The following is a 14,276-nucleotide window of genomic DNA, read 5'->3' on the forward strand; positions in this document are numbered from 1 at the left end:
ATGGGCTACCTCGAATAAATGAAACAACGGCATCCATGTTGTGAACAAAGAGCGTCAATACCCACAGGGGCGGATTGGCCTTAATTTATCTGCAGATCGGTTTTTTAATCGTCGGAATAGCCACCGATAATCCTGATTATTGCTGGGATACTGAGCGGATTGAGCGTGGCTGGGGCGGTGGAATCTTAATCTGATAGTGGACAGGGGGATGGTAAAGAAAAGCGCCATCCCGTAATCTGGCGGCTGATAGCACGTAGTAAATGACTCGGGGTGCCGTTTCTTTCCAAAGAAAGGGCTGAGAAAAACCCGTCGAACCTGAACTGGATAATGCCAGCGGAGGGAAGTCAGATGCCTGACCGCATCGCCTTCTTGATCGCCGGTTGGGAGTTGTACCATGAACCAACCTCATACCTTTGTCGCGGCGGATGCCGCTGTCTCACTCGACCTCTTTCGTAAAAAATCGCCGTTAATTCATTGCCTGACCAACGATGTGGTGCAGACTTTTACTGCTAACGTGCTGCTGGCGCTCGGGGCCTCCCCGGCAATGGTGGTTGATCCCGACGAAGCCGCACAGTTCAGCGCCATTGCCGATGCGCTGCTGGTCAACGTCGGCACGCTCACCCATTGCCGCAGTGCAGCGATGCTGGCTGCCGTGCACGCGGCCGGAATGGCGCAGCGCGCCTGGACGCTGGATCCGGTTGCCGTTGGCGCATTGACCTTCCGCACTGAATTCTGTCAGCAGCTGCTGGAACACCGTCCTGCGGCTATTCGCGGCAACGCCTCTGAAATCATGGCGCTGGCCCGCCAGGCCGCCTCCGGGCGCGGCGTCGACAGTCTGCATGACTCGGCACTGGCGCTGGACGCCGCCCGCCTGCTGGCCAGCACCACCGGCGCCATCGTTGCGGTCACCGGCGAAACGGATTACGTCACCGATGGCGAACGGGTTTTGGCGGTTGCGGGCGGCTCGCCGCTGATGACCCGCGTGGTCGGCACCGGCTGCGCGCTGTCTGCGGTGGTGGCCGGATTTGCCGCGCTGCCTGGCGACCGGTTAACGCACGTTGCCAGCGCCTGCCGGATAATGAGCCTGGCAGGCGAACGCGCGGCGATGGCGGCAGCGGGTCCCGGCAGTTTTGTTGCGCTGTTCCTCGACGCGCTGTTTACTCTGGAGGTTCAGGGATGAAGCGCATCAACGCCCTGAGCATTGCCGGTACCGATCCCAGCGGTGGCGCGGGCATTCAGGCCGATCTGAAAACCTTCTCGGCGCTGGGTACCTATGGCACCACCGTGATCACCGCGCTGGTGGCGCAGAATACCTGTGGCGTGCAGTCGGTTTACCGCATCGAGCCCGATTTTGTCGCGGCACAATTACATTCCGTGCTGAGCGACGTGCGCATCGACAGCGTAAAAATCGGCATGTTGGCCGACAGCGATATCGTCGAGGTGGTAGCTGTAGGACTGAAGGACTCTGCCGTGCCGTGGATTGTGCTGGATACGGTGATGCTGGCGAAAAGTGGCGATCCGCTGCTTTTGCCGGCGGCTGTTGCCACGCTGCGTGAATGCCTGTTGCCGCAGGTTTCACTGATCACGCCAAATCTGCCGGAAGCGGCGGCGCTGCTGGAGTGTCCGGTTGCCACTCACGAAGACGAGATGCGGCGACAGGGAAGGGCGCTGTTAGCGCTGGGTTGCCAGGCGGTGCTGATGAAAGGTGGGCATCTGAGCGATGCCGAAAGCCCGGACTGGCTGTTTACCCGCCAGCTGGAGCAGCGTTTTACCGCGCCGCGCGTGCCAACCAGGCATACCCATGGCACCGGCTGTACGCTCTCCGCTGCGCTGGCCGCGCTGCGACCACGGCATGATGACTGGGTGTCGACAGTGCACGAAGCCAAGGGCTGGTTACAGGGCGCGCTGGAGCAGGCCGATTCGCTGGAAGTCGGCAAAGGCATCGGCCCGGTGCACCATTTTCATCGCTGGTGGTAGCAGGCGATGAGAAAAGTTTTCACTGGGATCGTTCTGAAAAATGGAGTCAGCAATTTGCCTTAATGTCCGGTTAGGGTCCACGCTGTTGGGGTCAGAAATCATTCATGGCAGGTGTGAGTGCCTGTCGGTTTCACCTTAAACAGGAGTTAATATGACGGACATCGTACAGTTATTGGGCAAAGAAGCTGACTCTCTTCTGCAACATCGCTGCATGACCATTCCAGCGGAAAGCCTGTATTTACCGGGCGCGGATTATGTTGATCGGGTGATGATCGACAACAATCGTTCTCCTGCCGTATTACGCAATATGCAGACCCTCTACAACACCGGCCGTCTGGCCGGCACTGGCTACCTGTCAATCCTGCCGGTCGACCAGGGCGTCGAGCATTCTGCCGGCGCGTCATTTGCTGCCAATCCACTCTATTTCGATCCAAAGAACATCGTCGAGCTGGCCATCGAGTCGGGCTGTAACTGCGTGGCCTCCACCTATGGCGTGCTGGCCTCGGTGTCGCGACGTTATGCGCACCGCATTCCGTTTATGGTCAAACTGAACCACAACGAAACCCTCAGCTATCCCACGCAGTACGATCAGACGCTGTACGCCAGCGTCGATCAGGCCTTTAATCTCGGTGCGGTTGCGGTAGGTGCCACCATCTATTTCGGTTCTGAACAGTCGCGTCGCCAGCTGGAAGAAATTTCCGTCGCCTTTGAGCGCGCTCATGAGCTGGGTATGGTCACCGTACTGTGGGCGTACCTGCGTAACAATGACTTCAAAAAGGACGGCGTGGATTATCATGCCAGCGCGGATCTGACCGGTCAGGCTAACCATCTGGCGGCCACCATCGGTGCCGATATCGTCAAGCAGAAAATGGCGGAAAACAATGGTGGCTATAACGCGGTGAAGTTCGGCTCAACCGACGAGCGCGTTTACAGCAAATTAACCAGCGACAACCCGATCGATCTGGTGCGTTACCAGCTGGCAAACTGCTATATGGGCCGTGCCGGGTTAATTAACTCGGGTGGCGCAGCGGCAGGTGAAACCGATACCGCAGAGTCTGTGCGCACCGCCGTCATCAATAAGCGCGCGGGCGGTATGGGGCTGATTTTAGGCCGTAAAGCCTTCAAGAAATCGATGAAGGATGGCGTGGCGCTGATCAATTCGGTGCAGGATGTTTATCTGGCTAAAGACGTCACGATCGCCTGATAGCCAAACGCAAGGGGTTAATAATGATTAGCCCCTTATCTTTCACCCAGTGTGATTATTTAGTTACAAACTATCGATGCTTTACCCTCTCCACTCTTGCCTGAAAATCGCTAAAATAGCGCTTTAGTCTGACGTGAGCCGTGAAGTAAATAATGAAGTGGTTATCTAAAAATGCGTGGTTATTTGCTGTCAAAACCTGCATTGCCGCCTTTATCGCCTTATATATCGCGCTGAAACTGAACCTGGACAAACCGGCCTGGGCCATGGTCTCGGTTTACGTAATTTCACAGCTGTATTCTGCCTCCACCCTGTCGAAAGCCTTGTTCCGCTTTCTTGGCACCGTGCTGGGCGGGATCTTTATCTTTCTGATCTACCCGATTACCGTTACCCATCCGATGCTGTTCAGCCTCTGCGTATCGCTGTGGGTTGCCTGCTGCCTGTATCTGTCGCTGCACGATCGCACGCCGAAGAGCTACGTGTTTATGCTGGCAGGTTACAGCGCGGCGATCATGGGCTTTGCCGATGTCACCACGCCGCTGTCGATCACCTATACGGTGATTTCCCGTATCGAAGAAATTACCGTGGCGATTATCTGCAGCAGCCTGGTACATATGCTGGTTTTCCCGGTACGGATGCGCAATCTGCTGGAAAACAGCGTCAGTAACTGGTTCGACACTGCAACGAACGTCTGCACCGAACTGCTGACCATTGAATCGAAAGAGAGCTCGCCCGAAAGGGACCAAATCCTGGTGCAGATGGCGAACTATCCGGTGGCGGTCGAAACCCTGATCACCCATTGCGTGTATGAAGGGGATTCCGCGCGCAAGCTCATCCGTCTGGTCAGCGCGCAGTATCAGCATCTTTCCTATCTGATCCCAACACTGACTGCGATTGAGAAGCGCCTGAGCCTGCTGGCAGAGCAGGGCATTACCTTCCCGGATTTTGTGGCCGAGTCGTTCAGTCACTTCCTTGTCTGGCTAAACAGCCCGGAACAAAGCGGCCAGGCGCAGTCGATTGAGGCAGACATCACTGCCTCGCAGGAGCGGATCAAAGCGCTGTATGGCCGCGGTGAGATGAATGCGGAAGAAGGTTTGTTGCTGATTGGGCTGCTGGAAAGGCTGCTGAATTTTATCCGCATTGCCGATTCCTATTTCAACGCCCGCGAGCGCGTCAGCCAGCTGTCGTCGGAGAAGAAGCGCGGCAGGCTTAAGCTTGTCAGGAAGCACCGCGATAAAGGGCTGATCCTGCTGTCGGCCTTCACCGCGTTCACTGCCACGATGATCGGCTGTATTTTCTGGATTGGCACCGGCTGGAAAGATGGCGCATCGACGCCGATGATAGCCGCGGTAGTCTGTTCGTTCTTCGCGGCGATGGACAGCCCAATCGCGTCGATGAAGGTGTTTTTGAAAGGAGTGTTGATCGCCATTGTGATCAGCGTGCTGTACGTCGGGCTGCTGATCCCGATGACCGTGACCTTTGAATCACTGATTATCTGTCTGGCGCCGGGACTGCTGGCGCTGGGGCTGGTCATCGCCAATCCGTCGACCAACTTTATCGGACTGATTATCGCCACCCAGATCCCCGGTTTTATCGGCATGACGCACGATCTGCAGCCCGATCTGCTGTCGATCCTCAATGCCTCGATCTCAACCGTGGTGGGCATTTTACTGGCGGTGCTGGTCACGGCCATTATCCGTAACAGAAGGCCGGCCTGGTCTGCCAGACGCGTGTTGCGTAAAGGGATTAAAGAGCTGCTGCAGTTCACCGGCGAGATCAAAATCAACGCTTCTTCGCTGCTGTCGCGTCAGCAGTATGTCGCCAGCATGATCGATAAAATCAACGTCATCCTGCCGCGTAACCGCATCGATCCTTCGCCCGGCGTGGCGCTGGGGGGCAATCTGATTACCGAAATCTGGCTTGGGGTAAACTGCTACGATTTTTACGCCAGGCATCAGGCGATTATCAAAGGCCATCAGCTGGAAACCGATGCGGTGATGTTTGAGATTAATCAGTACTTTAAAAAGCGGCTTAAGGATATTTACCTTGAGCCGCCGCAATCGTTGCTGACAGCGTTGAATCAGTTGCTGGTTAAGACCGAGGCATTGTGTCGTGCAGATATGGCGCTGTTCAGGCCGTTGTTCTATCTGTTCAATATCCGCATGGCACTGTATCCGACGCAGAGATGGCCAGCGTTATAGCGGCTTTTCAAACCACTCGCTGTTTTGCTCAGCAATCGGCGTGATGGAGAAAATCATCTCCTGAAGATGGCGGCGCAGGGCGTGCTCGGCGCCGTCGACATCTTTGGCAACCAGCGCCTGATAAATCTCCTGATGTTGCTGGATCAGGCTTTCCGGCGGGGAGACTTTGCTTAACGTCAAAAAGCGCACCCGATCCATGGCCGCTTTAATGTTTTCGACCGTTTCCCATGACAGCTCGCAGTTTATGCTTTGCGCAATCAGGCGATGGAACTCATCATCGAGCAGTAAAAAGGCCTGGCTGTCATGGCGCTCAGCGGCCATTTTCTGCAGCTGAAGATTGTGTTCAAGCTGGGCCAGCGATTCGGCAGAGGCTTCGACAGCCGCCCGGCGGATCACCGCCACTTCTACCGCCTCGCGGATAAAACGTCCATCCGCCACGCGCTTGGCCGAAATTTTGCGTACGAAGGTGCCGCGCTGGGGTAAAACCTGCACCAGCCCGGCTTCGGCAAGCTTAATAAAGGCTTCACGCACCGGCTGGCGTGAAACGCTGAACCGGGAGGAAACCTCTTTTTCTGACAGCAGCGAACCCGGTGGGATCGCGCAGGTCACGATGTCCTGGCGCAGGAAGCGGTAAATTTGCTGATTTACCGGTTCGTTGGCGGTAATGATATAAGTGGTAGACATTGAGTAATATCCCTATACCTTCTGGACGAAAGTCTAAGTCTAAACAGGGCGCTGGCTCTTCGCCAGCGCTTATTCGCTTAAGCCTGCGTCAGGGCAATTTTTACCGTCTCTTTGGCGCCTTTTTCCCGTAAAAGCTGATAGAAATGGTTCACTTTTGCGACGAATGCCGGTTCAGCGGCCAGATCTTCGCCAAATACCGCTTTTAACGACAGCAGGGCGGCAATCCGCGCCTCGCCATCCGCCGTTTCTGCAACACGTTGCGCCAGCCGATCGCGCATCGGATCGCGGATTTCAATCGGCTGACCTTGCTCATCAACACCGCCGACATAACGCATCCAGCCCGCCACGCCCAGCGCCAGTAAGTGGTAGCTGCCGCCATGCTTCAGGTGCCAGCGAATACTGTCCAGCCAGCGCTGGGGCAGTTTTTGTGAACCATCGTTAGCGATTTGCGCGGTGCGGTGTTTAATCGCCAGGTTTTCATAACGGGCGATCAGCGAGTTGGCATACGCCTGCAGATCGACGCCTAGAGTGCTCAGGGTCGGTGCCTGCTCGTCCAGCATCAAACTCAGGGCGGCCTGACGATAGTGTGGGTCCGCCATACAATCACTGATGTGCTGATATCCGGCCAGATTACCGAGATAAGCGAGGAAGGAGTGGCTGCCGTTCAACATGCGCAGTTTCATCTCTTCAAATGGCAGCACGTCGCTGACCAGCTCTGCGCCGGCTTTTTCCCATTCAGGACGGCCGCTGACAAAGTTGTCCTCAATCACCCATTGCAGGAAGGGTTCGCACACCACGCCGACCGGATCGTCGCAACCGAGCTTGTCGCGCATCGCCGCATGGGTTTCGTCCGTCATCGCCGGCACAATGCGATCGACCATGGTGGAAGGGAAAGTGACGTGCTGAGCAATCCACTCCGCCAGTTCGTGACTCTGTTTTTCCGCCAAACCAAGCACCACGTTGCGGGTAACGTGGCCATTTTCCGGCATGTTATCGCAGGACATCACGCTCAGCGGCGGCAGGTTGCGTTCGCGGCGACGGACGATGCCGGCAAGGATAATGCCCGGCAGGGAAATTGGGGCGTCGGGATGGGCGAGGTCATGCACGATCGACGGGTGCGCCAGATCCAGCTTGCCGCTGGATGGTTCGTAGCAGTAACCTTTTTCGGTTACCGTCATCGAAACAATTGCCACGTCCGGCTGCGCCAGTGCTTCAATTACTGCATCAATGCCGTCAGATTTGCCATGCAGGGCGTCCTTCACCACGCCAATCACCCGCAGCGCCATCTGGTCACCGGCCATCTCGGCGACGGTGTAGCAGTAATCCTGCTGTTTCAGGGCCTGAATCAGTTCGCCGCTATTGAGGTTAACTTCGCAGTAACCCCAGTCACTGCCGCGTTCGCTGGCCAGTCTGTCGCTACAAACGGCCTGATGGGCACGGTGAAAGGCACCAAAGCCGATATGCACCATGCGCGTTTTGAGCTTCTGGCGGTCATAATCCGGGCGGACCACGTCCGCAGAAAGATGGTCAAGTGAAAGCATCGATAATCCCTTCTGTTACGGCGCGGGAGAACCCGCGCTGAATTCACACTGAAACCGCTTTATTTTGCGTCTTCGGGTTTTTGATAACAAAGAACACCAGCACTGCACCAAGTGCTGCGACCGCGCCCGCCAGCACAAAGGCGCTGTCGAACTTGCCAGTGTGGTGGACGATATAGCCGGTCACAATCGGGCCGACGATGCCCGACAGGCTACCGATCAGATGAATGAATCCGCTGATCCCGCCGACGCGGCTTTTGTGCACCACATCCTGGATAATCGCCCAGTAGATGGCACCGGTAATGTACAGGAAGAAGATCGACACTGACATCAACGCCACGGCTGGATAGGTCCCTTCTACAGAACCTGCCAACGCAACACAAACAGCCGCGGCCAGCAGCGAGACGACCAGCACAATTTTTCGTGAAAGCAGCAGCTTACCGGTGATTTTAAAGATTTTATCGGAAATCAGTCCGCCGAGCGCCAGGCCAACGAAGCCGACAATCCACGGGATCATAGTGGTGATACTCATCGATTTGATATCGAGGTTGTGCGCCTGTACCAGGTAGGCCGGGAACCAGCTCAGGAAGAAGAACAGGATGTAGTTGTAGCAGAAGAAGGCAAAGGCGGTAACCAGGATAATCGGCTGGCGCAGGTAGTAACCCAGGCCGTGAGCCGCCTGTGCTAACTCATCTTCCGGCGTGGTTTGTTCTTCTTTCAGCCTGGCAATCAGGGCACGTTCATCCTGACTAACGCGACGGCTTTTCAATGGATTATCGGAGGCAATCAGGAACCAGGCAACCATCCAGACGATGCCGACCGAGCAAATGATGATGAACGCCGGACGCCAGCCGAATGCGAGTGCCAGATAGCCGATGATTGGGCCAGCGACCGCGCCACCGAGAGGCGAGCCGGCGCTGAGGAAGCCCATGGCCGTGGCGGCCTGTTTTTTCGGGAACCAGCCGTTAATGGCTTTGTTCGCCGAGGCGCAGATCGGGCCTTCAGCCATACCAAACAGCACGCGCAGGATAAGCATTGACCAGAAGCCGGTTGCCACCGCCGTCAGGCCGCAGAACAGAGACCACAGGCCAACCGCCACGCCCATCACGATGGTCGGGCCGAACTTGTCGGTCGCCAGGCCACCGATAAAGTTGAAGATGGCGTAACCGAAGAAGAAGCTGCCGAAAATCAGGCCGAACTGTTCGGCATTCAGCATCAGATCTTTTTCGATCATCGGTACCGTCAGCGAGAGGGCAACACGATCGAGGTAATTGATCATGTAGACCATAAACAGCAGAAGTACGATAGTCCAACGTAGGTTTTTGAACATAGTAATTCCTTGATTATTCTTATAATAGTGGTAATTTTTCTTGCCGGTGAGATACCGGCAAGCCCGGGTTTATTCCACGGCTAAGATGACTTTACAGCAGCGACGTGGATCTTTTTCGAACAGCGTCATCGCTTGTTCAATTTCTGCGAGAGGGAAGGTGTGAGTGACCAGCTTTTCTGGCTGGATCAGGCCCTGTTCCATCCAGCTAATCACTTCAGGGAAGCGATGGCTGTTGAGGCGTGAGGTAAACAGTGACAGTTCCTTGCTGGTCAGGCTTTGCTGAGTAATCGAGCAGGCTTCACCCGAGAAGCCCAGCAGGCCGATACGTCCGGCAGGCGAGGCCAGCGCAGCGGCTTCCGCGAGGATTGCCGGATGGCAGGCGGCGTCAATGATAAGCGTCGGCATTTCGCCTTCAAGCTGAGCAGCCAGCGGGATTTCACTGTTATTCAGCACCACGTCTGCACCATTTTCTTTCGCCATCGCAAGGCGTTCTGGCAGGCGGTCCGCCACAATCACTTTGCGCACCTTATAAACGCCTTTCAGCACCTGAATCGCGGTTAATCCCATCGGGCCGGATCCAAAGATCAGCGCGACGTCATCAGGCTGCGGCTTAAGGAAAGCGGTGATGTTCGCGGCGATGGTGAACGGTTCGACCAGGCTGGCGAGTTTGTCCGGGATGCTTTCCGGCAGCGTATAGGCATTGGCCGCAGGAGCCACCGCATATTCACTGAACCCGCCATCGCGATGCACGCCAATCACCTGCAGTTCACTGCAAACGTTAGGGCGGCCGATGGAGCACGGGTAGCAATGGCCACAGCTGACCACCGGGTCAACGGCCACGCGTTCGCCGATACGGGCCGCATCGACACCTTCACCCACGGCATCAATGCGGCCAAAGAATTCATGGCCGATCACGCGAGGATAGCGGGCAAACGGGTTGTGGCCATGCCAGATATGCACATCCGATCCGCAGATGCTGGCGTACTGAACTTTCACTCTGACTTCGCCCGCGGCAGGAGCCAGTTCAGGACGATCCTGGACCTGCAATTCACCCGGACGTTCGATGACGATGCTTTTCATGGCATTTCCTTATGGACTTAGTATGCTGAAAAAATACGCTCTGGCGTACTACCATACAAGGTGCCGGTGTCGGATGTTCGACGGGGATCACATTTGTTACTGAGGATGCTGGGTTTGTTAATTGCTAAGGCAGGGACTAAGGGAGCGAGGGAGAAGGGATTTAGGGCAAAGAGGGCTTCGGTGTCATGGCGTCCGCATAGTGCACGTTATCCGAGACGCCGTGAACCCATCCCTGGGGGCTTGGCTGCCGCTTCCCTGCGGCAGACACTCGGCTAACGTGCACTATGCTGCCACCTTATAACCTCGGCGTTGTTGGTCACGCTGGTGACGACACAGGTCAAAGGCAACGTTAGTTCAGATGCTGATGCTGATGCCTATACAGATGCTGGTAGATGAGTGGGTTTGAGGTGTGGAAGTGTGTTGCCCCACTTAGTCAGGCAACAATGAAGCTATGGGGAAGGGAGAGCAGGGTGATAAGCAAAGCATCAGCGGCACGGATGCCGCTGCTGAGCCCCCTGGGATGGGTTCACGGCGACTTTACGTTCACCCTGCTCTCCCTGAACAACCACCCGATCAGCCAGACAACTTGCTAGCTTCCAGCGGTCAAATCTCCCTGAACTTACCACCAGCCAGTCCGGCAACTTACACCCTACCAGCCAGGCAACTTATCCCTACACCCTAACCCTACGCCAGCAGCTCGCACGACGGCGGCAGACGGCAGGCGAGGGCGGCGGGCATCACTTCAATGTGGAATGATTTTCCACTCAGCGGTTCACCATCGAGGTTAAAAGTCATCTCGTGCGGCGCGGTGATGTCTAACCACGGCAGAGAGGCGCGAATGATATTGGGATTGTCATCATCACCCCCGATTACCGAATTCAACAGCGTCGGCAGGATCTCTTTAGAGGTGACAATGCTGACCTCAATCTTGCCATCATTGATCAGGGCGGCCGGGCACAAACGTTGACCACCGCCCGCCTGACGACCATTACCGATGCCGATCACCAATGCATCGCCATCCCAACGGAAGTCCGGACCGCTTAACTCGCAACTGTCTGCTTTCAGCGTATCCATGCGCATCAGCCCATGAATAAAGTAGGAGACGCCACCCAATGCGGATTTCAGCTTTTCCGGCGTTTCGGTAGTGATGCGGGTGCCAAAACCGCCGGTGGCCATATTGATGAAATAGTGCGTCTGATTTACCCGTGCCAGATCGATCGGGGTCGCTTTACCGACGATCGCCAGGCGTAACGCATTCTCCATATCCTGCGGAATACCGGCAGAGGTGGCAAAATCATTGGCGGTGCCTAACGGGATAATGCCCAACACCGGGCGCTGTGAGGCGTCTAGTTTCGCCAACGCCGTGGCAATCTCATTGATGGTGCCATCGCCGCCGCCTGCTACCACGGTCTCAGCCTGAATTGCTACGGCTTCGCGCACGTAACGCTCGCCGTCTCCGTGTTCCCAGGTGACGCGGATCTCAATGGGATAACCTTCCTTGCGCAGCGTAAAAATGGCTTCACGCAGGTCTTCATTGCCTGCGCCTTTGCCGTTCAGTATCACCAGCGTAATTGGTTGTTCCATGTCTGTTTTCCCGTCAGTGCTGACCCGTTCAGGCCCAAAAGTGCTTCAGTTATAGCACATTTTGCACCCTCTACGAAAAACCAGGCCGCGCAGGCAAAAGAAAAGCCCGTCCGGGGGAGCCGGACGGGCCAAGGAGGTGGTTCCTGATAAAGACTGCCGTTTCGAATTCTCGTTTTTGACAAGGCGCATTCTAGCCACAAAAGGCCTGGGGTTATGTGATCAAATTCTAATAAAAGTAACCCGAAGTAACTTTATTGCGCTAGCCGGCGCGACCTTCCACCCAGCCTGGTAAAATCATCGTGCAGCCGGATCGGCGTAACGCGTTGATCTAACAGCATCGCTCACCGGTTATACCGAGGCTTCCGGGAAGTTACGCATTAACAGCGCGAACGTCAGATCGATATCTTCCGGCACGCTGATCCAGACAAAATGACCGTTGCCAGGCGCGACGAGAGTGGGCTGAAGCTTGATGTTTTCCATCTCAGGCAGATCGAAATTAACGTTTCCTGCCGGGGTCATCAGCTCAAGATTGTCGCCCACGCTGAACTTGTTCTTCACCTCAACCAGCACTTTATCTCCGCGACGCTCACCGGTAAATTCCCCGACGAATTGCTGACGGTCAGAGGCTGAATGCCCGTAGTCATAATTCTGGTAACTGTCGTGGGTGTGACGGCGCAGGAAACCCTCGGTGTAGCCGCGGTGCGCCAGACCGTCCAGCGTGCCGAGCAGCGACTCATCAAACGGCTTGTCCGCCGCGGCATCATCAATTGCCCGGCGATACACCTGCGCGGTGCGCGCGCAGTAGTAATGCGATTTGGTGCGGCCTTCGATCTTCAGCGAATGCACGCCCATTTGCGTCAGACGACCGACATGCGCCACGGCGCGCAGGTCTTTCGAGTTCATAATGTACGTACCGTGCTCATCCTCGAAAGCGGTCATCTGCTCGCCAGGGCGCATCGCTTCTTCAATCAGATAAACTTTGTCGGTCGGCTGACCGGCGCCGAGCGTGGGCTCAACGGTCTTTACCGGGATCGGCTGATATTGCTGCACGATTTGCCCAACATCATCCACCTTGCCTTCCTGCACCTTGTACTCCCAGCGGCAGGCGTTGGTGCAGGTTCCCTGATTGGGATCGCGTTTGTTAATGTAGCCGGAAAGCAGACAGCGGCCTGAATAGGCCATGCACAGCGCCCCGTGCACGAAAATCTCCAGCTCCATTTCTGGCACCTGCTCACGGATCTCGGCGATTTCTTCCAAAGACAGTTCGCGCGAAAGGATCACGCGTGTCAGGCCCATCTGCTGCCAGAATTTTACCGTTGCCCAGTTCACCGCGTTGGCCTGCACCGAAAGATGCACGTCCATCTGCGGAAAGGCATCACGCACCAGCATAATCAGGCCCGGATCGGACATGATCAGCGCGTCCGGTCCCATCTCGATCACTGGACGCAGATCGCGAATAAAGGTTTTCAGCTTGGCGTTATGCGGCGCGATATTTACCACCACATAGAATTTCTTACCCAGCGCATGCGCTTCGTTAATGCCCAGCGCCAGGTTCTCGTGGTTGAATTCGTTATTACGCACCCGAAGGCTGTAACGTGGCTGGCCAGCATAGACGGCGTCGGCGCCGTAGGCGAAGGCGAAGCGCATGTTTTTCAGGGTGCCGGCGGGGGATAACAATTCCGGTTTCACTATGAGTATCTCTTTAGGTTACCCAATGTCTTTCGGGCTGCAGCTGCGTTAGCTGCTCAGCTCCACCCCAGTCACTTAGTTCAGTAAGCTCCTGGGATGAAGCTGCTTGCCGCCTTGCTGCAACCCGAAATCCAAATGGGTAAGAGTCGGCAGTAAAAAGGGGCAAAAAACGTCGAATGATTGGTTTCTGTTTAGAAACGATAAAGGCCGTCAGTGACGGCCTTACAAAATTTGCGGGAATTGTAGAGGTTGGGGCGGGGAATGTAAATTGACCTAGATCAAACGGCAGACATCTGCTTCCCAGCGGTAACCCATACCGTAGACGGCGCGGATAAAGGGCTGGTCGGAATCCAGCAGCTCCAGTTTACGGCGCAGGTTTTTGATATGGCTGTCGATGGTCCGGTCGGTGACCACGCGGTAATCATCATAAAGATGGTTAAGCAGCATTTCCCGGGAGAACACCTTGCCTGGCTCCTGAGCCAGCGTCTTTAGCAGACGAAACTCAGCAGGCGTCAGATCGAGTGGGCCCTGGTCCCAACTGGCCTGGAAACGATTTTCATCAATGACCAGCAGTGAGGCTTTCTGCGCTTCTTCCGGCGTCCGCTTGCAGCGTTTGAGAATGGTTTTAACCCTGGCCACCACTTCACGCGGGCTGAACGGTTTGCAAATGTAATCATCCGCACCGATTTCCAGCCCGAGCAGACGATCGATCTCTTCGGTTTTGGCCGTGACCATCATGATCGGCAGATCCGAAAAGCGACGGATCTCACGGCAGACCGTCAGGCCATCCATGCCGGGTAACATCAGGTCCAGCAGGATCATGTCCGGCGGCGTCTGTTTAACCCAGTCCAGCACCTCATCTCCACGCAGAAGATGGTGGGTGCGATAGTTGGCCGCCTGCAGATAATCCACCATCAGCTGGCCAAGTTTGGGTTCGTCTTCAACCACTAAAATCAGCGGGGCAAGCGTTTCCTGTTCCATAACACCCATCT

Annotated in this window: 11 protein-coding genes and 1 riboswitch; of the genes, 4 read left to right on the forward strand and 7 right to left on the reverse strand. The window is 55.9% G+C overall.

Annotated features, from left to right (window positions below):
- Positions 1–256 precede the first annotated feature (256 nt).
- A riboswitch (TPP riboswitch) is annotated at positions 257–359 on the forward strand.
- Between the two features lie 35 nt (positions 360–394).
- From thiM to AC1UKS_RS07505, 4 genes are all read left to right on the forward strand, one after another.
- Positions 395–1,180 (forward strand): hydroxyethylthiazole kinase, encoded by a 786-nt coding sequence (thiM, locus tag AC1UKS_RS07490; protein WP_482436258.1) that lies wholly within the window; start codon positions 395–397, stop codon positions 1,178–1,180.
- Positions 1,177–1,977 (forward strand): bifunctional hydroxymethylpyrimidine kinase/phosphomethylpyrimidine kinase, encoded by an 801-nt coding sequence (gene thiD / locus AC1UKS_RS07495; RefSeq protein ID WP_482436259.1) that lies wholly within the window; start codon positions 1,177–1,179, stop codon positions 1,975–1,977. Before thiM ends, thiD begins: the two co-directional genes overlap by 4 nt.
- Before the next feature lie 151 nt (positions 1,978–2,128).
- Positions 2,129–3,181: a class I fructose-bisphosphate aldolase gene (gene fbaB, locus AC1UKS_RS07500; protein ID WP_265911021.1), complete on the forward strand. Its 1,053-nt coding sequence runs from the start codon at positions 2,129–2,131 to the stop codon at positions 3,179–3,181.
- 152 nt (positions 3,182–3,333) lie between these two features.
- Entirely contained in the window at positions 3,334–5,379 is a 2,046-nt protein-coding gene (locus tag AC1UKS_RS07505) for an FUSC family protein (protein ID WP_482436260.1), read from the forward strand.
- Here the strand turns inward: AC1UKS_RS07505 and AC1UKS_RS07510 are convergent.
- From AC1UKS_RS07510 to baeR, 7 genes are all read right to left on the reverse strand, one after another.
- A complete protein-coding gene (locus AC1UKS_RS07510) occupies positions 5,374–6,063 on the reverse strand; it encodes a GntR family transcriptional regulator (RefSeq protein WP_482436261.1) in 690 nt (229 codons plus the stop codon). The genes AC1UKS_RS07505 and AC1UKS_RS07510 overlap by 6 nt on opposite strands.
- Positions 6,064–6,140: 77 nt before the next feature.
- The gene (locus AC1UKS_RS07515) at positions 6,141–7,604 is read right to left on the reverse strand and encodes a mannitol dehydrogenase family protein (RefSeq protein ID WP_482436263.1); all 1,464 of its coding nucleotides are present in this window, start codon (positions 7,602–7,604) and stop codon (positions 6,141–6,143) included.
- 43 nt (positions 7,605–7,647) lie between these two features.
- The gene (locus tag AC1UKS_RS07520; RefSeq protein WP_482436265.1) at positions 7,648–8,931 is read right to left on the reverse strand and encodes an MFS transporter; all 1,284 of its coding nucleotides are present in this window, start codon (positions 8,929–8,931) and stop codon (positions 7,648–7,650) included.
- A gap of 69 nt (positions 8,932–9,000) precedes the next feature.
- Entirely contained in the window at positions 9,001–10,011 is a 1,011-nt protein-coding gene (locus AC1UKS_RS07525) for a Zn-dependent oxidoreductase (protein WP_265911016.1), read from the reverse strand.
- A 684-nt stretch (positions 10,012–10,695) separates the two neighbouring features.
- The gene (yegS, locus tag AC1UKS_RS07530) at positions 10,696–11,595 is read right to left on the reverse strand and encodes a lipid kinase YegS (RefSeq protein WP_482436266.1); all 900 of its coding nucleotides are present in this window, start codon (positions 11,593–11,595) and stop codon (positions 10,696–10,698) included.
- Positions 11,596–11,943: 348 nt separating this feature from the next.
- Positions 11,944–13,287: a prephenate-dependent tRNA uridine(34) hydroxylase TrhP gene (gene trhP / locus AC1UKS_RS07535; protein WP_482436896.1), complete on the reverse strand. Its 1,344-nt coding sequence runs from the start codon at positions 13,285–13,287 to the stop codon at positions 11,944–11,946.
- A gap of 270 nt (positions 13,288–13,557) precedes the next feature.
- Positions 13,558–14,265, reverse strand: coding sequence for an envelope stress response regulator BaeR (gene baeR / locus AC1UKS_RS07540; RefSeq protein WP_013202974.1), 708 nt, complete (start codon positions 14,263–14,265; stop codon positions 13,558–13,560).
- Positions 14,266–14,276 lie beyond the last annotated feature (11 nt).

Source organism: Erwinia sp. AK-PDG3-5 (assembly GCF_056821705.1).

What these genes read in the sequence shown, in the direction of transcription:
- thiM (WP_482436258.1), top strand. Translation starts at nt 395, where the DNA reads ATGAACCAACCTCATACCTTTGTCGCGGCGGATGCCGCTGTCTCACTC.
- thiD (WP_482436259.1), top strand. Translation starts at nt 1,177, where the DNA reads ATGAAGCGCATCAACGCCCTGAGCATTGCCGGTACCGATCCCAGCGGT.
- fbaB (WP_265911021.1), top strand. Translation starts at nt 2,129, where the DNA reads ATGACGGACATCGTACAGTTATTGGGCAAAGAAGCTGACTCTCTTCTG.
- AC1UKS_RS07505 (WP_482436260.1), top strand. Translation starts at nt 3,334, where the DNA reads ATGAAGTGGTTATCTAAAAATGCGTGGTTATTTGCTGTCAAAACCTGC.
- AC1UKS_RS07510 (WP_482436261.1), bottom strand. Translation starts at nt 6,063, where the DNA reads ATGTCTACCACTTATATCATTACCGCCAACGAACCGGTAAATCAGCAA.
- AC1UKS_RS07515 (WP_482436263.1), bottom strand. Translation starts at nt 7,604, where the DNA reads ATGCTTTCACTTGACCATCTTTCTGCGGACGTGGTCCGCCCGGATTAT.
- AC1UKS_RS07520 (WP_482436265.1), bottom strand. Translation starts at nt 8,931, where the DNA reads ATGTTCAAAAACCTACGTTGGACTATCGTACTTCTGCTGTTTATGGTC.
- AC1UKS_RS07525 (WP_265911016.1), bottom strand. Translation starts at nt 10,011, where the DNA reads ATGAAAAGCATCGTCATCGAACGTCCGGGTGAATTGCAGGTCCAGGAT.
- yegS (WP_482436266.1), bottom strand. Translation starts at nt 11,595, where the DNA reads ATGGAACAACCAATTACGCTGGTGATACTGAACGGCAAAGGCGCAGGC.
- baeR (WP_013202974.1), bottom strand. Translation starts at nt 14,265, where the DNA reads ATGGAACAGGAAACGCTTGCCCCGCTGATTTTAGTGGTTGAAGACGAA.